The 21,623-nt window shown below is 46.1% G+C and carries 17 protein-coding genes; 10 read left to right on the forward strand and 7 right to left on the reverse strand.

Annotation, left to right across the window (positions count from 1 at the left end):
* Positions 1 to 41: 41 nt before the first annotated feature.
* Complete coding sequence (locus tag MHH63_RS24445) at positions 42 to 1,028, forward strand: helix-turn-helix transcriptional regulator (RefSeq protein ID WP_341172182.1); 987 nt, start codon at positions 42 to 44, stop codon at positions 1,026 to 1,028.
* A 98-nt stretch (positions 1,029 to 1,126) separates the two neighbouring features.
* Here the strand turns inward: MHH63_RS24445 and MHH63_RS24450 are convergent, their stop codons facing one another.
* Entirely contained in the window at positions 1,127 to 1,597 is a 471-nt protein-coding gene (locus tag MHH63_RS24450) for a pyridoxamine 5'-phosphate oxidase family protein (RefSeq protein WP_076301541.1), read from the reverse strand.
* Between the two features lie 316 nt (positions 1,598 to 1,913).
* Between MHH63_RS24450 and MHH63_RS24455 the strand changes: the two genes are divergently transcribed.
* The 8 genes from MHH63_RS24455 to MHH63_RS24490 all read left to right on the forward strand — a co-directional run bounded on the left by MHH63_RS24455 (position 1,914) and on the right by MHH63_RS24490 (position 10,587).
* The gene (locus MHH63_RS24455; protein WP_341172183.1) at positions 1,914 to 4,796 is read left to right on the forward strand and encodes an S-layer homology domain-containing protein; all 2,883 of its coding nucleotides are present in this window, start codon (positions 1,914 to 1,916) and stop codon (positions 4,794 to 4,796) included.
* A 172-nt stretch (positions 4,797 to 4,968) separates the two neighbouring features.
* Positions 4,969 to 5,925 (forward strand): quinone oxidoreductase family protein, encoded by a 957-nt coding sequence (locus MHH63_RS24460; RefSeq protein ID WP_341172184.1) that lies wholly within the window; start codon positions 4,969 to 4,971, stop codon positions 5,923 to 5,925.
* A gap of 1 nt (position 5,926) precedes the next feature.
* Positions 5,927 to 6,361: a MarR family winged helix-turn-helix transcriptional regulator gene (locus tag MHH63_RS24465; protein WP_341172185.1), complete on the forward strand. Its 435-nt coding sequence runs from the start codon at positions 5,927 to 5,929 to the stop codon at positions 6,359 to 6,361.
* A 250-nt stretch (positions 6,362 to 6,611) separates the two neighbouring features.
* A complete protein-coding gene (locus MHH63_RS24470; protein ID WP_076181754.1) occupies positions 6,612 to 7,145 on the forward strand; it encodes a YceI family protein in 534 nt (177 codons plus the stop codon).
* 265 nt (positions 7,146 to 7,410) lie between these two features.
* On the forward strand, positions 7,411 to 8,346 hold the full coding sequence (locus MHH63_RS24475) for a LytTR family transcriptional regulator DNA-binding domain-containing protein (protein WP_340011658.1): 936 nt from the start codon (positions 7,411 to 7,413) through the stop codon (positions 8,344 to 8,346).
* Positions 8,347 to 8,450: 104 nt separating this feature from the next.
* The gene (locus MHH63_RS24480) at positions 8,451 to 9,296 is read left to right on the forward strand and encodes an ABC transporter ATP-binding protein (RefSeq protein WP_076278213.1); all 846 of its coding nucleotides are present in this window, start codon (positions 8,451 to 8,453) and stop codon (positions 9,294 to 9,296) included.
* Entirely contained in the window at positions 9,293 to 10,003 is a 711-nt protein-coding gene (locus MHH63_RS24485; RefSeq protein WP_341172186.1) for an ABC transporter permease, read from the forward strand. Before MHH63_RS24480 ends, MHH63_RS24485 begins: the two co-directional genes overlap by 4 nt.
* Positions 10,004 to 10,206: 203 nt before the next feature.
* Positions 10,207 to 10,587 (forward strand): hypothetical protein, encoded by a 381-nt coding sequence (locus tag MHH63_RS24490; protein ID WP_340394775.1) that lies wholly within the window; start codon positions 10,207 to 10,209, stop codon positions 10,585 to 10,587.
* Between the two features lie 183 nt (positions 10,588 to 10,770).
* Here MHH63_RS24490 and MHH63_RS24495 read toward each other — a convergent pair whose 3' ends face one another.
* The 6 genes from MHH63_RS24495 to MHH63_RS24520 form a co-directional block, all read right to left on the reverse strand.
* Positions 10,771 to 13,392 carry a family 16 glycosylhydrolase gene (locus MHH63_RS24495; RefSeq protein WP_341172187.1) on the reverse strand — a complete coding sequence of 874 codons (2,622 nt, stop codon included), beginning with the start codon at positions 13,390 to 13,392 and terminating at the stop codon, positions 10,771 to 10,773.
* Positions 13,393 to 13,528: 136 nt separating this feature from the next.
* Positions 13,529 to 15,100, reverse strand: a complete 1,572-nt coding sequence (locus MHH63_RS24500) for a response regulator transcription factor (protein ID WP_076181764.1) — start codon at positions 15,098 to 15,100, stop codon at positions 13,529 to 13,531.
* A gap of 3 nt (positions 15,101 to 15,103) precedes the next feature.
* A complete protein-coding gene (locus MHH63_RS24505; RefSeq protein WP_341172188.1) occupies positions 15,104 to 16,942 on the reverse strand; it encodes a sensor histidine kinase in 1,839 nt (612 codons plus the stop codon).
* Between the two features lie 148 nt (positions 16,943 to 17,090).
* Positions 17,091 to 18,755, reverse strand: a complete 1,665-nt coding sequence (locus tag MHH63_RS24510) for an extracellular solute-binding protein (RefSeq protein WP_341172189.1) — start codon at positions 18,753 to 18,755, stop codon at positions 17,091 to 17,093.
* A gap of 65 nt (positions 18,756 to 18,820) precedes the next feature.
* A complete protein-coding gene (locus tag MHH63_RS24515) occupies positions 18,821 to 19,705 on the reverse strand; it encodes a carbohydrate ABC transporter permease (RefSeq protein WP_038573901.1) in 885 nt (294 codons plus the stop codon).
* An 18-nt stretch (positions 19,706 to 19,723) separates the two neighbouring features.
* Entirely contained in the window at positions 19,724 to 20,644 is a 921-nt protein-coding gene (locus tag MHH63_RS24520) for an ABC transporter permease (protein WP_076124267.1), read from the reverse strand.
* Between the two features lie 148 nt (positions 20,645 to 20,792).
* On the opposite strand from MHH63_RS24520, the gene MHH63_RS24525 reads away from it, so the two are divergent.
* Positions 20,793 to 21,536 carry a glycoside hydrolase family 16 protein gene (locus MHH63_RS24525; protein ID WP_076191524.1) on the forward strand — a complete coding sequence of 248 codons (744 nt, stop codon included), beginning with the start codon at positions 20,793 to 20,795 and terminating at the stop codon, positions 21,534 to 21,536.
* Positions 21,537 to 21,623: the final 87 nt, after the last annotated feature.

Below are 21,623 nucleotides of genomic sequence, written 5' to 3' on the forward strand. Positions count from 1 at the left end.
TCACCCAGAGGAGGAGACGTTACCCGACGTCACACACAATCATGCGAGTCGACCGATTGCTCTCCATGCTGCTGATCATCTCCGGTAAAGGTACGGTAACGGGCAAGGAGCTTGCCGAGCATTTCGAGGTATCCTTGCGAATGAAGAATTTACACGGCTTGTTTGGCAGGAACGAAGCTTTTAATGACATCATGTTAAAGGTTGAGCATACCTATAAGCGGGAGTCCGATAAGCACAAGCTGACTCTGGATATGTCCCATTTCAGCATGGAGCAGGAAAATAAAGAATACATTGGGATCATAAGCAAGGCCATCACGGATAACAGGCTGCTGGTGTTCGACTATATCAATAGGGATATGGAAAAGCTGGAGCGAACGGTAGAGCCAAGCTGGATTGACTTTCGCCACGGCCATTGGTATGTGATAGGCTTTTGCCGGGTCAGAGAGGACTACCGCAGATTCAAGCTCGTGCGGATTAGGCAACTGAGACAGGGGCCGCCTTTTGCAAAAAGAGAGCTGCCGGAAGACCAAATCGCCGAGGTTATTAAGCAAAGCTATTCGCAGCGGGACATACAGGTCGTACTCAGATTCACTTCGCGAATTGGCGCGCAGCTTACCGAGTATTTTGAGAAAGAGAAGATTAGCCGGGGTGAAGATGGCAGTAGGACGCTCCAGCTATATTATGATAGAAATGTGTATAAAGTGAAATTTATCTACATTGATCCATTTACACAAGAAGAAAAGCTAATCAATGAGGAAACCTATCGTTTCGGCGTACAATTCATGATTCCAAGTAAATCTGTCTGGGGATTAGGAGTGACTGGAATTGGATGGAAGGCGTTAGACGGGGCACCGGAAATTGATGAGTATGCTATGAACTTAGTGCCGGCACAAAATGTGACTTATGAGCTTATCTTGCCTGACGAAGGAAGCGGAGAAGGTGGAGAAGGTGAAAATCCGGGATTTCCAGGTTTTCCGGGATTTCTGGGAAGTCAATTCCCAGGCCTTACGGGTTTTATAAAGTTCTAATGTAGCTGTTATCATTTAGTTGGTTCTTATGAAAAGGTTCATCGTGGCTGACTGCTGCGATGAACCTTTTTTGCTGACTGTTCTATCACACAGACCACTTAATTTGCCGTCTTATTGATAAAATCAATCTCATTTCTGATCCCTTTATGGGCGTCATTCCACAGGCCCTTTGTCAGGCGAATGCGCAGCAGGCATGTGTTAGGATCTTCGTCGTTATTGGCTTCGTTATACCACCCGGCGAATATTGTGCGCAGCTTTGTCATCATCTCCGCGTTTTTCTCGTCACATACCCAGCCCAGGTTTTCACCGATACCATAGGCCGTAAAGTTTTCGACGATGATACAAACAGCGACTTCGGGGTTTTGGGCGATCTGCTGCATCTTGCCTGAGGTTGCGTAAGTAACGGTGTAGAACGCACCGTCCTCATAATAGGCGTCTACAATGCGGGCGGAGGGACGGCTTTTGCCATTAGCCCCCGGTTCCAGTGCGATGGTGGATAGTGAGATCAGGCCGTCCTTGTTACCCGCTTGTTCTTCCAGCAGCTTCATGGCTTCGTCGTACTTGCTCATTATATTACCTCCTAAAGTGTCATAAGGCATACATTATTAAGCTTATCATTGTAAAATCTTAGTGAATGTGAAGAATAATACGATAAAATATTAAATCGCTATCAATCCAAGCTTATACTCGATGGTCTTTTTTTTATGCCATTTAATCTCCAGTCTACAAATATATCTATTTTTTTTATGTAATAGACATTGTAAATTACCCTGGTCCTATTGTAGAATCAAGAAGTTGTCGAATAATGGTGTAAAATGCCATCCTTGGAACTCACTAGGACGACAGACTCATTGATATTTTTAGAGTAAGAAGGGGGAAGAAACAATGTTATTCCAAGCAGCACGCCGTAAACTCAGTCTGATGATTGTGTTTGCCCTATTATTAAGCACTCTTACGCCACATATGGTGTTTGGTGAGGCCGCGCAGTTCAAAGACATCACAGGCTCTTATGCGCAAAAGGAGATTCAATCATTAACTGAAGCAGGAATAATCTCAGGTTATGAAGATAACTCTTTTAAACCGAAAAAGGCTATGTCACGTGCCGAACTGGCGAAAATCATAGTCCTGTCGTTGGGGCTAGAAGCAAATGCTGATCAAGCCGCACCGTTTAAAGACGTTGCCGCGAACAGTTGGTATCGCGGTTATGTAGGTGCATTGGTAAAGGCAGGCATTACGGAGGGGACATCGGCCACCACCTTCAGTCCTAATGCAAATGTCACCCGTGAGGAGCTGGTCGTGTTTTTCATCCGAGCTTTCGAATTGGATGAAACAGCGAAGAAGCTTCCGGTTGATAGCAAGCTGTCGGATATCTCAGAGGTGTCCGAATGGGCAAAAGCGCAAGTATCCCTTGCCTTCAAAAATGGTTTCATCAACGGGGTCCAAGGCAGTGACGGCACTCTGAAATTCAAACCGAAAGAGCATGCGGAGCGCCAGGCTCTGGCTCGTCTGGCTTATGAGTTCAAAACCAATAAGTCAGTATATGTCGAGAAATCCAAACAGCTTCTGGCTGAAGAGGTTAATAAGGGCAAGAGTCCTGAGGTAACACCGACTGCCACCCCGGCAACAACTGACCGCGGGACATCTGTGACAGCACCGGCGCCGGGAGCTTCAGGTCCGGGAACGCCAGCATCGGCAACCCCAGCACCGGCAACCCCAGCACCAGTGACACCAACACCAACACCGACACCGGCACCGACACCGGCAACCCCGGCACCGGCAAATGCTCTCCAGGTTGTGGTGAAGGGGGAGAGTTCAGATGCCATTTATGTGGAAGAGCCAACAGAAGTTATATTCCGCTCATCGATTAATGCGCCAGGAACGGTAATTGCTAGTGTCTATCAAGTAGATGACAGCGGCAAAGTGATTTCGCAAATCATTTCGTTGTACGATGACGGTTTGGAAGCCCATGGAGACAGTCTTGAGGCAGACGGACTGCACAGTGGGAAAGCAGTATTGACTGAAAGTACGGAGGGTTACATAAATCTGCAGGCGTTTGTGGGAGATGTGCCAAGCAGCACAGTTTTTAAATTATCTGTAATGAAGCATCTTACGGATGAACAGCTTGCACAAACGGAAATCATTGAAAATAATACACAGAGTAAGCTTGATCAACTGGCTACTTCATATGGTAATTTGCAAAAAGCAAAGGAAGAAACTGTGGCTTGGCTCCAAACCCAAGCAGAAGTAGAGCATGCTGGGATTTCGGGTGAAGGAGGAAGCATCTGGTATTTGCTGGACAACGGGATTCTAGGGGGGATCTCCGCAGCTCCTGAGAATACAAAAGGGTTAAGCAGCACCGTAGAAGAGGCTGCGTCCAGTGCTGCATTGGCGGCTGAGGCGCTAACGCAAAATGTGGAACAAACCGTAGCCACCATAGGAAGCCAGCGGGTTGCTGTAATTTCTCCGTTCTCCGGCACACTTCCATCTTCGACTGTATATGACGCTGTATATGACAGCTTCGACCAGTCGAGTTACCCTTTCCTTGTGGAAAGAGTAAAGGACACCGCAGCGGGCGTTAATTTCTTTAAAGGGCTGAATCAGTATGGCGTCGTGGTCTTGGATACCCACGGAGATACTTATTATGATGAAATAGTGCTACAGAAGCTCCATAATAAATACGGCATTGATTTCAAATACGCTGGACCGCAAGTTATGTTCCTGACAGGAGAAAAGGCAACGACAGAGAGCAAAAAGACCTATGAGTTGGACTTGAAAAAGGGAAGACTGGCTATTATATCCGGTTATTATGCTATTACACCGTCTTTTATTACACGGTACAACGATATGCTTCCTGATACCATCGTATATAATGGCAGCTGCCGCAGCGCGTACAACGATTCCATGGCAGATGCCTTCATCAACAATGGTGCTGGCACTTATTATGGATATACCGATTATGTAAAGCTTGCATATGATCAAGCTATTGCTAAATCCGTATTTACCGCTTTAAACGATGACAACATGACAACCGAAAAAGCCTTTCAAGCAGCAGTGGCTGCCCATGGAGCAAACGATGGGTTGGCAGCATTCTTCATGAAAGGAAGCAGCATTGGCACTAAGACCGAAGGGGTCATCAACGGAACCTTTGAAAACGGAACTTGGACCGGCTGGAATGGAAACGGCGATGTTCGGGTGATCTCCAAGCTGGGACCGCTTAAACCGACAGAGGGGAACTACATGGCTATTATCAGCACTGGCCTTGGGTATGAAAACAATGATCAAGGAGGATATGACTACAATTCAGACAGTTATATCGAGCAAAGTTTCATTGTTCCGGCGGGTGCAACAACCCTATCGTTCGATTACAATTTCATTTCTGAGGAGCCTAAGGAATTCGTTGGAAGCAAATTCAATGACACCTTCAGAGCAACGGTAACTTCCAGTGTATACATTAATACGGCTTCCCTCATTACTTCTCACATAAATGGCGGCAATACAGTGACGTCCAGTGTCTATGGTAATGATTCTGTTATTATCGGGGCTGAATCGATTAATGAATCCACGGCCTATTGGATTGAAGAGAACAAAGTAGCGATTGATTTCTACGGCGGGGATCATACAACATACATGACGAATTGGAAGCATGTACAATTTGATGTAAGCCAATTTGCCGGCAAGGGCTCCATTGTCCTTCGGTTCCATGTTTGGGATCAAGGAGATAGTATCTACGATACGGCGGTACTAATCGATAATGTAATATTAAAGTAATCAAAAAACGGCTGGATCAGGGGAACCTGACCAGCCGTTTCTTTTGGAAATAAGCTAATGGGCGTGCGTTTGGATATGGATTCCAAATAAAGTGTGCATATTGCACATAATTTTTGTTATACTTTATTATGTGCAATATGCACATAATATGGGGTGGAAGAAGGGTGTAAATATGAAGGCAGCAATCGTAAAGGATAAGGGGACGATTCCCGTAATGGGTCATTGTGATTCACCCGTTGGGACAGATGGGCTAGTTATAATTAACGTTACGGCCACAGCCTTGAGTCGAGTTAGCAAGTTCCGTTCAATGGGTATGCACTATTCTTCTGAAGATAACTTTCCAATTGTAGCCGGTATCGACGGTGTAGGAACTTTGAAAGATGGGTCTCGTGTTTACTTTGCGCTGCCTACTGCACCATATGGCAGTTTGGCTGAGCAAACAATCGTCAACGAAAAGCTGACTGTCCGTTTACCAGATGGTATTGATGATCTCACTGCTGCCGCTATCGCCAACCCTGCTATGTCGTCATGGGCTGCATTGGTATTTCGAGCTGGTTTTAAATCCGGTCAAACTGTATTGATTAATGGCGCTACTGGTGCATCCGGTAGTTTAGCAGTTCAGATTGCTAAGGGTCTGGGGGCCAATAAGGTCATTGTAACAGGACGCAACGAATCAAAGTTGCAAGCACTTGAAGCTGATGAGGCCATTGCATTTGATATGACAGCCGACAACGGTCAAAAAATGTTTGAAAACGCCCTAATGCCAGTTATTGCTGAAGGTGTTGATGTTATATTGGATTATCTTTGGGGCGACAGCGCACTCGCCATCATGTCAGCTCTTGCTAAGGCGGAAACGGATCGTTCAACCCGTTTTGTAAGCATTGGAACTTCATCTGGCCAAGAAAGCATTCATTTACCTTCATCTCTTTTACGCTCATCAACAATCGAACTCGTAGGTAGCGGAGATAAGAGTGTTTCCAAAGCTGATATGCTATCCGCTGTTAGAGGTGTCTTTGAAATGGCCGCCGAGGGGAAGATAAAAATTACCACAAAAGAGTTCGCTTTAGAAGATATTGAAGAGGCCTGGAATGCCCCGCTAATGCCTCGTCCTGTTGTAAGGGTGAAATAAAATGGAAAACGATATTTTTAAAGCGCTGATCGATTTAGTTTCCATTATCAATAGGCCAGACCGCGATAAGAAGATGATTGCTAATGCTGGCGTAAATTTGGAGGCAGCAACCTTTCGTGTCTTTGTGGGCATCGTGCATCTCCAACCGACTAGTGTTGGTGATTTGGCCGCCATGATGGGAAAAAACTATTCGAGTGTTAGCCGGCAAATCGATAAGTTAGAAAACGCGGGGGTGGTTCATACGTATCCATCAAGTGCAGATTCCCGCATTCGTGTGTCTGAATTGACGAAAAGCGGGGAGGAAATCAATGCAATGATTAGCCTCACCCGTGAACGAATTTTGCATGAAGCTTTGGATGACTGGACTCTGGAGGAAAAAAACAGCTTATTGAATAACTTAAGGCGTTTATTTGAATCGCTGCAAAGATTCGACTAGTTGCAGATTATGACTGTTCACACACAGTTCGATGTTTATTGCGATGGTGGATATTTGGGTAAAAGGAATTACGGATTCAATGGGGAACCATTCTGAAATCGGATTTACGAGGAAGCCACAAAAATGCTAAAACGCTACTGACACAACGTTGTCAGTAGCGTTTTTGTATATTAGGTGTATAGCGAGTAGCGCATTGTTTTGGAGATAGGTGACCTTGCTCATAATCTTATTATAGAGGTGGAATTTATTCATGAGTAATATCAAATGGGAAGTGGATCCGGACCACAGCTCTGTCGAGTTTTCGGTGACGCATTTAATGATTAATAAAATCAAAGGAGTATTTGAGCGTTTCCAGGCTATCTTAAGTTTTGATCCCAACGAGTTAACAACCATGGGTATTCAGGCTTCCGTAGACGCAAATAGTATCACAACTCGCCAAGCGCAACGAGATGAACATTTGAGGGGCGACGACTTCCTTCATGCTGCCAAGTATCCAACCATTGCATTTCAAAGCACCAACTGTGTCTTTGCTGGTGAGCGGCAATATGAACTTACAGGCAATCTAACTCTGCATGGAGTAACCCAATCTGTTACTTTTCATACTGTTTTTGAAGGACTAAACAAGGACCCCCGCGGACGGGAACGTGTAGGATTTCACTCAACAGCCAGTATTGATCGTAATGAATTTGGATTGAAATTCAACTCGCCTCTAGAAACGGGTGGAATTATAGTCGGAAATGAAGTGAGGATCGAGCTTTGTATTGAGGCAATTAAAATAAATTAGTGACCCTAAAGACTATCCTTTTATCGGGATGGTCTTTATTCAAAACTTGCTGTTACAGAAATTGCGCTGAACCGTATTACTAATTAATGTACTCTTGCACCGAGCGGAGAAGCTGCTTGGGCTTTTTTTATGTGCAGAAATGACTAGAAGATGCCTTGACTTATATTTGCATTAAATATTACCTAAATCGTATTTATCGAGCAGGAAATAACAGGAACTAAATTGAAAAAGTATACCCTATAGCAGCACTGACCGGGAGGATGGCATGCAATTTCAACCAATTTATTATAATGGGGAATTATTTCTACCGAAGATCGAATTAAATATGACACCGAATCAATCGGTTGGCATCATAACGGACTTGAAGCGAAAGCAGCTTTTAATGAATCAATTAGGTGATCATTCCCAATATTATTTATTTCGGGCTGGGCAAAACGAGTATATGCGTTTATCGGTGGAGGAACTAATCACTTTTCTAATCAGAATAACGGAGAGGTATGAGCGTGCCGCTTCGTTGATAGATTATTTTGCTTTAAAGGAAGAACGGAAGGTAAAGATCAAGGATCTAAGCTCATCGAAAAGAATGTATGTGACATTGCTGCGTGTATTTTTTGCGCATCAGCCTACACTTGTACTGGAGGAACCCTATTTTTACTTGGAAGAGCAAGATTGTCGTCAACTCAAACGGATTCTTGATGATCTTTCACAAGAAAAGCAGATTTTAATTTTAACTTCGAATTTAGAGGATGCCCTTATTTCCTGTGATGCCATTTATCGGTTGAACGAATCGGGATTTCATCCATTGGATATTCGGGACTTCGACGAGGATAAGCAGGAAGTACAGAAACAAGACGAGGCCAATATAACCTTGCAGAAGATCTCTACCAAAAGAAATGACAAAGTGATTTTATTTAATCCGCCTGAAATTGATTTTATAGAAAGTGTAGAGGGGTCAATCCTTGTTCATGTGGGCGGTGAAAATTATGACTGTGCGCTGACGCTGACCGAGCTCGAGCAGAGATTATTAAATTTCGGTTTTTTTAGGTGTCACCGATCCTATATTGTTAATCTGCAAAAAGTAAGAGAGATTATTACATGGACGAAAAATAGCTACAGCTTGCGATTAAATACAGGTCAAGATGCCGTGGTTCCGTTATCCCGTTCAAAATTGTCTGAATTAAAAGCACTTCTTAACATTTAAAGGGTACCATTCAGGCGCTTACAGCTACATTTCGGCGCGTTTTGATGGCAGGAAGCATGTAATCTGTATATGTTTAAGCCATCAACACTAAGGATGTGGAGTTAATGAATGTTATTCGGGTAGAACGTATCCGTAAGAGATTTGGAGAAAAAGATGCGTTAGCAGATGTTTCTTTTTCAATTCCTAAGGGTGAAATTTTTGGTTTCCTTGGACCGAGTGGCTCAGGCAAAACAACATTAATCAAGATTTTAACGGCACAATTAAATCCGACAAGTGGACAGGCAAGTGTATTTGACCAGCCAGCGGAGATGATGCAGCAGTCTGCTCAGAAGATGCGTTTTGGCATTTTGACGGATAACAGTGGTCTATATGAGAGGTTAAGTATTGAGGAAAATCTGGAGCTGTATCGTAAGCTATATGATCTTCCCAAATCTGCGGTCGACAAGGTGCTGCAGTTTGTAAACTTAAGCGGAGAGCGCAAAAAGAAAGCCAACCTCTTATCCAAAGGGATGCGTCAGCGTGTCATGCTGGCATGCGCGATTATCCATGAGCCGGAATTATTATTTCTGGATGAACCAACTTCGGCTTTGGATCCGGTAAACACAGCACATATTTATAAAGGCTTACGCTACTTAAATGAGAAAGGAACAACGATTTTTCTGACTACGCATGATATGTCTGAAGCAGAATTGATATGCAACCGTGTAGCGATTCTGTATCAGGGACAAATCCAAACCATAGGCTCACCAAAGGAACTTAAGCGGCAGCACCGGGAGAACGTAATTTGTGTGGACTTAATCAATGGGGAAACCTACGAGCTCCCGATCGATGAGGGGGCGGCTGATCAAATCGCGGATTGGATGAAGCGGGGGCTAATTGACCGGTTAGAGATGAAAGAACCAAGTCTAGGTGATATCTTTATTAAAATGACAGGAAGTGAGCTACTATGAGTATCTCATACAAACGTGCCCGGGCGATATTTGTGAAGGATTACAAAGAGTTTTCACGTAACTACGCGCTGTCCATTATGCTGATTTTTCCTATTATTATCGCTCTGATTTTCAAGAGGGCAGGTGCGTCTTTACCTGGAGCCAGCGGTTTTCTTTTTAATAGTTCGTTTGTATTGCTAACATGTTTCGCACAAGCCTGCTTGATTGCGGAAGAGAAGGAGCGTAACACTTTACGGTCATTAATGATGACACCGGCTACGACCATGGATGTACTAATCGGTAAAAGCAGTTTGGTCTTTGTCATGTCTGTTGTTGTTCTCGCTATTTCCACATTATTATTTGGCTATGAGCCAGCTAATATATGGGCGTTTGTGGCAGTAATCATTCTTTCGATTATTCTGTACACTGCAGCCGGGACGATCTGCGGCTTATTCTCCAAGACGTTGCTTGAAGCCTCATTATCTATACTCCCTGTGGCGTTCATATTTATGGGGGCACCGTGGGGAGAAGTACTAGCGAAGGATTATCCGGTCTTCAAAGTGCTGGATTACATGCCAAGCAGTCAGCTTGTGCATCTGCTGGGTCTAAGCAATACAGGTTATACGACGGGCGATGTATTGAAACCACTCCTCATTAATTTGGTATGGACGGTTGTGCTAACAGTAGTGTCTGTCATTTTCTATCAGCGGCGGTTGAAGGACGAGTAAGGGAGCTCTGAAGGGACTTTAGCCAGCCTTCGGTGGGTCTTTGGTAGGGTTGAAACAAGCGGCCGACTGAGACTATACGACGATTATTTTCCAATTGAGGCTGTGATGTTGTCATGACGGGGCCTGCCGGGTAATAAAGATGATTAGAACTTTCAAATTTGGCTGATTTTGGATTGGGAGCCAAGGAAACGGGGGGAAAGATCATGGCGGCACAGACAGTATCAGGCATCAGCTCCGTACAGACCATTGCGGCCTACGGCGGTACACAGAGTGATGTCAGTTCTCTGGAGAAACAGCGAAACCGGCTGATGATGGAACTGGATAAAGTGAATGCGGCACAAGGAAGTGAGATGCAGACGCCTTATCGCCGGGAGCAGCTGCAGCGGCAAATCCGGCTGCTGGAGTCCCAACTGGTACAGAAAAGCGGGAGCAGCACCTCCGTAAATTTTGTGCCTGCTTCTCCGCTTCAGGATCACCTCCCCCTTTGGGGAAATGAAGGAATGGGAGGCCTCAAGGGCATCGGCCTGACTGATCCCCGGACGGCGACGGTGGACGCGGAGGGTCATTTCGACGCGTTAATTTAGGCAAGCGAGCGAAGGTGCGGAAAGCGTCAGGTGATGAACTGACGGCCCATAATCATGAGGCTAGCTGAGCTTCCACCGAGAAGACCAGCAACACGGTAGAAACAACAAAATAGGCGAGAGGGAAGCTTCAACACTTCCTCCTCGCCTATTCGTGTTCATGCAGTTGCTTAGGGTTCAACTACTTTATTCTGGTGTTCCTTGGGTTACCCCATGGATATACGAGAGCGTTGGGGAATCGACGGCCCCTTGTCCCGGATTATAGGTGAAGGAGTACTCGATGGTATCCCCGTGTTGCAGGTGATTTACAGGGTAGGTATAGTTTCCGTTTCCTGCTGGGGTCATGGCTACGTTTAGCTGCCCACCGTTATTTAGCTTATAGTGTAAGTCGGCAAAGGTTGCGCCGTTCACATAGAACAGCAGGTCGTCACCTATTTTCTTCAGACCCCGCACCTCATCGCCGACGATGATAACACCGGATGATTCTGCCGGTACAACAGTGATGGTGGAGAGGGCTGTTTTATTGCCGTCGGCTGTTGTAGCCGTTGCGGTTGTTGTGCCTGGAGTGAGTCCCGTCACGAGACCGTTCGGATTCACGGAAGCGACGCTGGTACCTGATACGGTCCAAGTGACCTGCTTATTGGTTGCATTAGACGGGGCAATATTGGCGTTCAACTGCACAGTCTGTCCAACCTCCACCTGCGCAGTAGTTTGATTCAGAGAAATACCAGTAACGGGTACGTTTACCGGATTCTCGCTGTTGCCTTCTTTATAGACACGAACATAATCCACTTGCATTGCTGCAGGAATATCGGATGGATCTGGGGTTTGGCCGCTGTCGAAGTGCCCGCCGATCGCCAGATTCATAATGATGTAGAAGGGTTGATCGAATGGGGCATTCGGATTGTTAGGTGCAGCTACGGAATACCATTGATCTCTACTGACTTTAAAGAAGAACTTGCCGTCCACATACCATTTCATATTATCTTCTTCCCAGATCATGGAGTACACATGATAATCATTGGCGAAGGTCTGGCCTTCAGGGAAGTGATATTCACCAGCAATATATCTGTTTACAGGCCATTGTCCGCCAAAGTGTATGGCCCCGCTGGTCGTGCCGGGCAAGCGTCCTTTGGCTTCCATAATATCAATTTCTCCGGATGCGGCCCACGCTCCATAAGCGGCATCTTCCGGAAGCATCCAAAGCGCTGGCCAAACGCCGTTACCTGTAGGCAGCTTAGCACGAATATCTACTCTGCCGTACTGGAAGGACAAGTGATCTTTGGTGTTAATCTTGCCGGATGAGTACTGGGCATACCGGCTTGGGTCCTGTGGAAAGGATTTTGAATCGTTCAAAGCTCTGATATTCAGCTTTCCGTCCTGTACAAATACATTTTGTGTACTGTCTGTATAGTGCTGCAGTTCCGCGTTGCCCCAGCCCCAGCTATTCGGATCGTCAGTAATATAATAACCTTGTTCGTAGCTCCATTTGCTCGTATCGAGCGCTGTTCCGTTAAATTCATCCTGCCAAATGAGATTCATGCCTTCTATCGCGGTGTCGTTTGGTGTTCCGATGGCAATGTCATCATGGTCGGATACATCCGGACGTGGGGCATCTGGATTACCGATAAAGGTATAGTTGACGTAATTGTTGCCGACACTTCCGCCCGCCTGTCCATTTAATGGATAGCCAATACGGATTTGCACATCCTCTTGGACGGGCTGGAACCAAAGCCCATAGATATAGTCAGCCCAATATCCCCACTGGTTGGCATCGGACATGTTGTTATAGCCATTGCCGGCGTATACAAATCCGCTTTGGCTGGAATCACTCATAGCAACCCATTGTCCGTTGATGTTAATTTGGTATACGTAATTTCCTAGCTCAGTGCCTATTGGAGCGCCCCCATCAATCTTAGGTAGCGGTACACCTATTACACCTTTTGCATCTGCGGTAAAGGTCGTTCCCTCATAAGGAGTTAAGACATATGAATTTCTTACCGGTTTATTAAAGGTGAGGGTATAAACGACGTTAGCCGTTGAGGTTTTCGATTCTAACTTGACGTTGATAGACTCTGTTACGGTGAACCAGTAGCCGCCGCCGCCTTCGGTGAATTGTCCGAAGTTGTTATCATAGATCCAGCCGCTGGCTGCATTATTGTCAATATCAATCCATGTATTGCTGCTTACAGGTTTTACATATACCTTCAGATCTTCAGCTACGGCTTCATAGGTAACGGCCGGATCATTGTTGAAGGTAGGATAAGTAAAGCCTGCACTTCCTGTAAATCCTGCTGTAATCTGCGGCCCTTGTGTAGGGGCCATAGCAGTAATGGTCGTTTTGTTTATGTTTTGAATTACCAGGGTGTAATCAAGTGTAACTCCATTAGCCTTGGAGAATAGCTGAATCTCCGTTGTTGCGGAGAGAGTGAACCAATAGCCATTCAAGCCACCGTCGCTCCAGTGTCCCCAGTTTTGGTTGTAGGTATAGCCGCCTGCATTGTCAATATCCACCCAGTTTCCAGCAACTTTTACTTTTACACCGACGTCATCGGAAACATCATTCCAGGTGGCAGAGCCCCCATTAAATGTAGGCATGACGAAACCATAGCTAGCTTGCCCAACCCCTGATTTTGAGATGACAGGACCGTCTGCTGCTGAAAAGTAAGACATAGAGGTAACTGTGGTTCCTGCTGCCTGCACCTTTGAAGTCGGCAATAGGCCAACCCCAGCTAACAGTACTACTGCTAAGAACAAACTAAATACCTTCTGCTTAAAACCACTCTCCGTATTGTAAAGTCGTTTCATACTTGCCCTCCTTTAATAAAATAATGAAGAAACGAAACCGCTTACATTTAGGGACATCTCTATTCTATCGAATATAATAATCAGCTAAAAGGTACAATTATTTTTGTTCTAACCCAATTTTTTGGCTTTTGATTATTTATAGCGCTGTGTCACGGTACTTTTCCCCGCTGTCGTGCTTCCGGCGCATCATTTGCCGATATTCTGTGGGCTGCATATCCATGACATCCCGAAAGGATCGTGTAAAACTTTTGTAGCTTTCATACCCTACCATGGTGGCTACCTCTACAATTTTATGATCGGTTTCGGCCAGTAGCCGCCGGGCTTTATCCAGGCGCACATCGCGCAAGTATTCTGCAAAGCCTTTGCCGATATTTTTTTTGAACAGGTTAGAAAAATAGGCATAATTAAGCGACACGTGATTCGATACCATCGCGAGATCCAGGGGTTTATGATAGCTTTCGTGTATAAAGCGTATGGCTTCATTTAAATCTTGCGAGTTGCGATAGCTGCACTTATATTCATAATAAAATTGGTTCAGCCGAAGCAGCTGTTGTTGCAGCGCCTGAATATAATCGCGAATACCCGGATAATCGAATAGATTTCGTAAACATTCGATGTCCAGCGCTTCTTCCCCCATGTACGGGCGGATCACACGCACAGATTCCTCCAGCATCTGTACAATGGCACGGCATAGCTGCTGTGTGTATTGGATGTGATAGCGTTGCAATGTATCTTTGTGAAATATCATAGAAATGCCTTGGGTGATTGTACCGCTGTTTTTGGTGCCGATTAACTGAAACAGGGCGTATAACTCTTCATAGGGAAGCTCCCACTGCTGCTCCAGTCGCTCAATATGTGTTGGCAAGATGCAGCTCTTCTCTGGAAATAGGTAACTGTGGCGATAGAGCTCCAACGCTTGTGTATAGCTGCGGGGCAACTCCTTCAATCCTTGCTGCGGGCTGGTCATAGCAGTAATGGCATCTATTTGTCCTGCTTTGAGGGCGGCCGGGAAGGCTCCCGTATCTACGGCCGCATCAACCGCGAGAATCAGGTACGGGCGGTGTTGCAGGCATATACACCCTCGTCTGCCATACACACGGTAGGCAAGGGATTCCATGCTGTGGCTACTGTCGGCTCCCGGTTGGTTAATCCATAATTCCTCCCGCAGCAGACACAGGCGGTAATTACTCCACAACTCTGGATTCTGTTGCTGGGTCTGGATAACCCACGCCTCATCAATCATTGCACCCTGCATGAACATACTCAGTTCTTTGCGGTCTGTCTCCCGGGCGCGGCGGGAGATATGCTCCATATTACGCGAGAGCGTCTGCCGTGTTTTTATCTCATTCGCTACATGTTCTACTGCGGTTTGCAGATCTTCACGTTTCACAGGTTTGAGCAGGTAGCCCTTTGCTCCAAGTTCGATGGCCTTTTGAGCATAGGCAAAATCACTATAGCCGCTAATAATCAGATAATCTACCTCGATGTGCTTCTGTTTGCTCTGCGCCATCAGCGTCAGTCCATCCATATCGGGCATCCTGATATCAGTAATCACCAGTTGGATGTTGTGCTGACTCAATATATCCAAGGCCTCAATTCCGTTTACTGCACAGTAAATATTGTCCAGCTGCAGCGCAAATTGGCGCAGCATAGCCTGCAGCCCATCACGAATGTGCTTTTGATCGTCCACAATTAGAATATTGATCATGCCCTACCATCCTCCAAGATTCACATTTTCCCAAGGCAAACGTATGGTTACACAAGTATAGGCGCCCTGCACACTGTCAATCCAAAGACCGCAGTCCTTACCATAATGAAGCTGTATGCGCTTATGCACGTTCTCCAAGCCCAGTCCGTTTTTGCTGGTAACAATCGGTGAATCTGAGTCGCCCCGCAGCACAGCCTGCAGACTGGACAGCATTTCCGGGTCAATACCTGCGCCATCATCTCGTATCTCAATTAGCAGAAGGCTGTCATTTTCTACCGATACGGTAATTTGGATACTTACGCTGCCGCCCGAGGGCGCTGCATGATGAACGGCATTTTCGACGATGGGCTGCATGCACATTTTAGGAATTGTATAACGCAGTACCTCCTGCGGGAGATCGGCCGTCAACTCAATGCTGCCATCCTCCATAAAGTTTATGAATCGGACATAGCTGTGTATGTTGGCAAGTTCTTCGCTAAGCGCAACCGTATCGCTGCGCCATTGCATGCTGTATCGCAGTTGTGAGCCTAAAGACACCAACGCTTCCGCGATAGCCGGCTGTCGCTGAACCTCCGCGAGCATACGGATGGATTCCAGCGCGTTATATAAAAAGTGTGAATTGATCTGCGAATGCAGCGAGTGCAGCTGTGCATTTTTGGCGATCAGCTGCTTATCTACCACTTGGGTCATCAAATGTTTGATTTCGTCCAACATATTATTGTAGCTGACGGCCACCTCGTCGATTTCGTCACCGGTTTCGTTTTTATCCAGGCCGGTATCAATTTTCGCATCCAGTTGGCCTTGCCGCACCTTGCGCATAGAAGCCAGCACCCTGTCGAGCCGGCGGAAAATGCGCCGAGTGGTATGTGAAACGAGCAGTAACATCAGCAGCAATACACACAATGTGATCGCTACTACGAGCAAATACCAGCTTCGTGGGCCTTTCATCAGCGCTTGATGAGAGGCAATATCCACTACATAGGCGTTCAGTGGGGCGATGTAGCGATACAACGCGTAGTAAGTATGGTCGCCTACCTTTACCTTAATGGGGCTACTCTGCTGCAGCACATCCAGCTGCTGGTGAATGCTGCCTAGAATTTTATCCAATTCTTCACCGGCATTTTGAGAAAAAGTATGCTCAGGATTGTATACAGATCGGGAAGAGTCGGCTCCATCCATCACTACAGAAAAGAAATCCCCCCCGCTATCCTCAAGCAGGTCACTGAAAAAGACGCTATGCTGGGCGCGGATTTCCATAATGGTAGGGAGTTTCTGCTGTTGCCCCTGAAGACGTACCAACCGGTAATAGGATAGCGTATGCTCTCCATCTTTAAAAGCAAATAAGCGGTATGCCGCACCACCTTCCTCACGAAGAGTCACCCAGTAGTCCTTCGGCCAGAACTTGTCATAATGGTAGATTTCAGGCCAAATCTCAAATAGGTTTGGATTATCGACATAGAAACTGAGCTCGCTGATCATCTCGTAGCTTTGAATGATATTATGCATTTGCTCAAATTGATTTTGTCTAAATTTTACGAGACGCAGGCCATCCCCGCGCATATTGGAGTGAATAAAATCTACAAAAGCCTTTTGATTCAGCGCAGTAGAGGAAGCGTTCTCAATAATACCCATTTTGCTGCGCAGCTGTTCGTTAATTCTTGAGACATGACTGCTGCCGGTAGCCATAGCGTCCTTGTACAGCTGACTTTCCTGTGTGCGGATAAATAAAAAGGATACCACAATCGCAGGGATGGCAATCATCATGCTAAAGGCCAAAAACAATTTTTGGGAGATGCGGGAATTACGGTACAGCTTCTTCATTTTAGTCAGCAGATACTTCATTTAAGTAGCCTCCTACCCTTGTAATATACCATATATTACAAACTGCCCGGTAGGTAACTAGGCTGTTTTGTTAAATGGTTAAAAGAAGCGAAAAAGGGAATACCGGCCAACCTTTCGGTGGCCGGCAGTAATCTTTATACGGGCATTATTACTCTGCCATTTTGGATTTTCGCACATCCAGTTCAGCCTGGCGGTATTCCATCACCTTGCCAAAGTTGTAATTCTCGCGGCGGTCAAGGAAATTGTCGAAGATTTTATCAAATTCAGCCTCATTCTTGGCCGTAATTAGCTCAGGGAGTACTTCCTCCCAATTTTGCGAAATACGGGACCAGGCTACCGACACATCAGAATCGCCCTGTGGATCTAAGCCCTTATAGATACCGCTATCAATATCGGCCTGCTTATTGGCGAAGTCTTCCATTTGCTTAATGACAGGAGATTTCTCCGGTCTCCACTGGTTGACGATTACAGGGTTTCGCATCATCCAATAGGTATCCATGATGCCGTATTCTTTCTCCAGCTTCTCAATATCAGTGTCGAGTAATTTTACCATTTCAGGCTTCAGTTGCGGCTTGCCATCCACCATCTCCCATGTTTCGCCTTCCTTGCCAAGGAACAAATCTCGCTGGCCTTCTTCGCTGGCCAGATAGGTCAAAAAGCGGATGGCTCGTTCAGGGTTTTCGGTTGATTTGCTAATCATCGTCACCATCCAGCCGTCCATGTTGCCAGGGAATAACTTAGGGTTATCGCCCTTGCTGTTCTTTGGCCCATCGACTGCGATGTAGTAAGAGTCCGGGTTGCCGCTAGCAGCCAGCATAGGATTGACAGCCGACATACCGGTCCACTCGCGGACCATCATGAAATAGCGGGCGTTGTTTGTTTTTTCCTCTACTTGAGTATCGGAATCTACCAGGAAATCCACATTAATCAACCCGCGCTCGTAAGCCGTACGGAAGGTTTTTAGCCAGGCAATATAATCGGGATCGGTAATGCGGTCGTATACTTTTCCGTCTTTCTCATGCGGAACGGCCAGTAGGTTCTGCAGATATTCGGTCATCCCGTAAGGGACGTTCCCTTGTGCAAAAAAGGGACTGATGGGCTGGCCTTTATATTGGGAGTACTTATCCTTTACCAGTTGCAGTGCGTTCAGAAAGCCCTCTGGAGTGCTAAGGTCCGGGCTGCCCATCTCCTCATACAAATCTTTTCGCACCAGGAAAGTCTGGTTGGCGGCCGTCATGCCAGTTTCATGCATCAGGTTGGGGCTATATGAATCATTCGGAACGCCATAGGTATTGCCATTTTCTTGACGATACCACTTCAGTGTACCGTCCCCGGCCACCTTGAAGAAGTAAGGGTCATACTTGTCAGCTAATTCATTTAAGGCGTAGACATGATCGCCTTCCCACAGCTTTTTGACAGCGGTTTCCCACGAACCCATTGATATCAAGTCTGGCAGCTTGCCCGAGGTCATCATTAGGGTAATATGCTCATTCGCTTCACCGGAAGGTACTTCAAGCTTGATGTTTACGCCTGTTTTTTCCGTTACGTACTTGGAGGTCAAGCTGTCTCCCCAAGTGTGGGCATACCAGTTAGCACCTACGAACCAGGTCAAATCAACAGGGCTGGTATCCAGCTTCCATGCCGGATCATCGGGATTGAGCTTTGCTTCACTCTGCGGCGGCTGTGTACTATCTGTAGGCTGTGGTGTTGGCTTATTTTCACTATTCGCTGAATTGGAACACGCGGCTATGCCTAGCATCAGGCTTGCGGCCAGAAGGAGGGTCAACCCCGGCTTAATCAGATTGCGTTTCATGACATTATCATCCTTTCTTTGCTGCTTCTGAATTTTTGTATACCAGTTTCTAGACACTCACACTCTTATCCCTTAATGGCGCCAATCATCACGCCTTTGACCAGATAGCGTTGAATGAAAGGATAGACTATCAGAATAGGCAGTGTGGCCACCATCATGGATGCAAATTTAATAGAGTTGCCGGGAAGTCTTGCGCCGAATTGCGCCATAGCTTGCTGCTGCATGAAGGACATAGAGTTCTCCGCAATGATTTTGTACAGCATGGTCTGCAGTGGCAGTAATTCCTGCGAACGGATGTAGATGACCCCCTGGTAATAATCATTCCAATGATAAACGGCTGAAAAAAGCGATATAGTCGCAATGACAGCCATGCTATTGGGCAATACGATTCTGAACAGGACACCATAGTCTGAAGCACCGTCTACCTTCGCAGATTCCTCCAGGCTGTCAGGTATGGTGCGGAAGAAGCTCATGAAAATGACCATATTAAAAAAAGTGTACATAGAGGGAATGATGAATATCCAAAAATTATCATATAAGCCCAGCTTCGTCATCAGAATAAATGTAGGGATCAGCCCGCCTGAGAACAGCATCGTAACCAATGCGATTTTAAGATACAGCTTGCGTCCGATCAGATTAGACTTGCTCATTCCGTAAGCAATAATGGCGGTAAACAACACATGCGTTGCTGTCCCGATCACTGTGCGCAGAGTGGTAATGTAAAAACCGTTCATCATTGTCTTATCATTGAACACAACACTATAGCTGGCCAGCGATAATTCTTTGGGAAACCAGTTGACGGTGCCCAGGGATGCCTGCTGCGGCGCGTTAAGCGAGTTAATGAATACAAACCACATCGGGTACAGTGTTAAAAAGCAAACCGCCAGCATCAGCAGGGTGTTGCAGACCTCAAATACTCCAATTTGCCGAAATCTTTTGCGTCTTTCCATACCTCTGTCCTCTCCTTTCTAAAAAATGCTGTCGCCGGTTAGTTTTTTGGATGTGTGATTGGCCAAAAACAACAAACCTAGCGCCACAATAGAGCGGGCGAACAGGACGGCTGTTGAGAAGGAATGGCGCCCGGAGACCAACCCCATGTTGTAGATATACAAGTCTAGGCTTTCCGCCATCCTCATGTTCATATTGTTCTTCAACATAAAGATCTGCTCAAAGTTACTGCCGAGTATCCCGCTGACAGCGAGGATGAACAAAATAGCGATGGTGGGGCGTATGCTCTGAATGGTGATATGCCACATCCGTTGCCGCCGGTTTGCGCCATCCAGCTCAGCCGCTTCGTACAGCCCCGGATCAATGCCGGATATTGCCGCTATGTAGATAATGGCGCTCCAGCCGGTTTCTTTTAACGTATCGGTAAAAAAGGTGATCCACCAAAAGTACTTAGGGTCGCTGTTAAACAGGATTTCGCGTTCCTGGAGCCCGATCGCCATCATCAACTGATTGATCACACCGCCCTCGCCCAGCCAATTGAGCGCAATGCCGCCAAAAATCGTCCAGGCAATAAAGTGCGGCAGGTACGAAATGGTTTGTACCGTTCGCTTAAATCGAAGACTCCGTATTTCATTCAGCAGCAAGGCAAACAAGATAGGAATGGGAAAACCCAGGACCAGCTTGATGCTGCTCATCCCCAGAGTATTGCGAATCGAACGCCAAAAACGCTCATCCGTCAAAAAATCCTGAAAATGCTTCAGCCCGACAAACGGTGATTCTAGTAAGGGTTTGGCGATGCTGTAGTCCATAAATGCAATAATGAGCCAAAACATAGGGATATAACAAAAGATAAACATCCAGATGATTCCCGGGATAACCATGCTTTGCAATTGCCACTGCTTAAAAAGCGCTTTCATTTGTTCCGTTCTGTATTGGAACATTTTCCGTGCCCCCTTTCTATTTCATCGTATGAAAAAGCGTATAGGAAAAAAAGCCCATGATTATCGACCCTATCCCATTTTTTTAGATTTGTTTGACCAGCCGCAAAAATTAAGTATGCTGTGATTAAATGAAGGGAGTGTGCAAAGGATGAATAAACCTATATGGGAACAGAATTTCTTAGATAGAAATGCCGATTTGAAGCTATGGAATATCCGCCTTGGCAATGACTTGTTAGATAATGAGGGTAATCCCATAGACCCAGGTTGGGGCAACGGAGAGCAGCAGTATTACACGGATCATTCCAGCAATCTGTATATCGATGAATTTGGCTTAAATCTGTGCGCACGCAGTGAATCCATTGGAAAGGATGGGCGTAATTTTGCATATACCTCGGCTCGTTTGGATACAAAGGACCATTTTTCCTTTTGCTATGGGAAGTTAGTTGTGCGTGCAAAGCTGCCGGTGGGGCAAGGGGTTTGGCCTGCCATCTGGTTGCTTCCGCAGGAACAGGCTTACGGACCTTGGCCAGCTTCCGGCGAGATTGATATCATGGAAGCCAAAGGCCGCTTGCCTCAGCAAATATCCGGAACACTGCACTACGGAAAGGATTGGGAACATCAAATCGTCGAGGAGTTCTCGCACCATTTTGAAAGCGGAACCATTAATGAATTCCATGATTATGCACTGGAATGGACCGCCAGTTCGATTCGATGGCTGGTAGACGGACATTGCTTTGCCGAGCGCTGCTTGGAGCCAGGGGTTATGCCCTTTAACGAGTCATTTTATCTGGTGCTGAACCTTGCAGTGGGCGGCTGGTATGACAATGTAGCGGTTGACGAGGCTGTACTGCCAGCGGTGATGACGGTTTCAGGGATATGGCTGTACCCATAATTAAGAATCTTTGTGAGGCTCTATTATCGATTTTCAATACCTACATCCCATCTGGTAGAATAGGGAAAACCATATTTCTCTATATTC

Origin of the sequence: Paenibacillus sp. FSL H3-0310 (assembly GCF_038002785.1) — a bacterium.
GTDB lineage: Bacteria > Bacillota > Bacilli > Paenibacillales > Paenibacillaceae > Paenibacillus_AQ > Paenibacillus_AQ odorifer.

Excerpts from the sequence above, each read along its gene's own strand:
- MHH63_RS24445 (WP_341172182.1), top strand. The coding sequence starts at position 42 with ATGCGAGTCGACCGATTGCTCTCCATGCTGCTGATCATCTCCGGTAAA.
- MHH63_RS24450 (WP_076301541.1), bottom strand. The coding sequence starts at position 1,597 with ATGAGCAAGTACGACGAAGCCATGAAGCTGCTGGAAGAACAAGCGGGT.
- MHH63_RS24455 (WP_341172183.1), top strand. The coding sequence starts at position 1,914 with ATGTTATTCCAAGCAGCACGCCGTAAACTCAGTCTGATGATTGTGTTT.
- MHH63_RS24460 (WP_341172184.1), top strand. The coding sequence starts at position 4,969 with ATGAAGGCAGCAATCGTAAAGGATAAGGGGACGATTCCCGTAATGGGT.
- MHH63_RS24465 (WP_341172185.1), top strand. The coding sequence starts at position 5,927 with ATGGAAAACGATATTTTTAAAGCGCTGATCGATTTAGTTTCCATTATC.
- MHH63_RS24470 (WP_076181754.1), top strand. The coding sequence starts at position 6,612 with ATGAGTAATATCAAATGGGAAGTGGATCCGGACCACAGCTCTGTCGAG.
- MHH63_RS24475 (WP_340011658.1), top strand. The coding sequence starts at position 7,411 with ATGCAATTTCAACCAATTTATTATAATGGGGAATTATTTCTACCGAAG.
- MHH63_RS24480 (WP_076278213.1), top strand. The coding sequence starts at position 8,451 with ATGAATGTTATTCGGGTAGAACGTATCCGTAAGAGATTTGGAGAAAAA.
- MHH63_RS24485 (WP_341172186.1), top strand. The coding sequence starts at position 9,293 with ATGAGTATCTCATACAAACGTGCCCGGGCGATATTTGTGAAGGATTAC.
- MHH63_RS24490 (WP_340394775.1), top strand. The coding sequence starts at position 10,207 with ATGGCGGCACAGACAGTATCAGGCATCAGCTCCGTACAGACCATTGCG.
- MHH63_RS24495 (WP_341172187.1), bottom strand. The coding sequence starts at position 13,392 with ATGAAACGACTTTACAATACGGAGAGTGGTTTTAAGCAGAAGGTATTT.
- MHH63_RS24500 (WP_076181764.1), bottom strand. The coding sequence starts at position 15,100 with ATGATCAATATTCTAATTGTGGACGATCAAAAGCACATTCGTGATGGG.
- MHH63_RS24505 (WP_341172188.1), bottom strand. The coding sequence starts at position 16,942 with ATGAAGTATCTGCTGACTAAAATGAAGAAGCTGTACCGTAATTCCCGC.
- MHH63_RS24510 (WP_341172189.1), bottom strand. The coding sequence starts at position 18,755 with ATGAAACGCAATCTGATTAAGCCGGGGTTGACCCTCCTTCTGGCCGCA.
- MHH63_RS24515 (WP_038573901.1), bottom strand. The coding sequence starts at position 19,705 with ATGGAAAGACGCAAAAGATTTCGGCAAATTGGAGTATTTGAGGTCTGC.
- MHH63_RS24520 (WP_076124267.1), bottom strand. The coding sequence starts at position 20,644 with ATGTTCCAATACAGAACGGAACAAATGAAAGCGCTTTTTAAGCAGTGG.
- MHH63_RS24525 (WP_076191524.1), top strand. The coding sequence starts at position 20,793 with ATGAATAAACCTATATGGGAACAGAATTTCTTAGATAGAAATGCCGAT.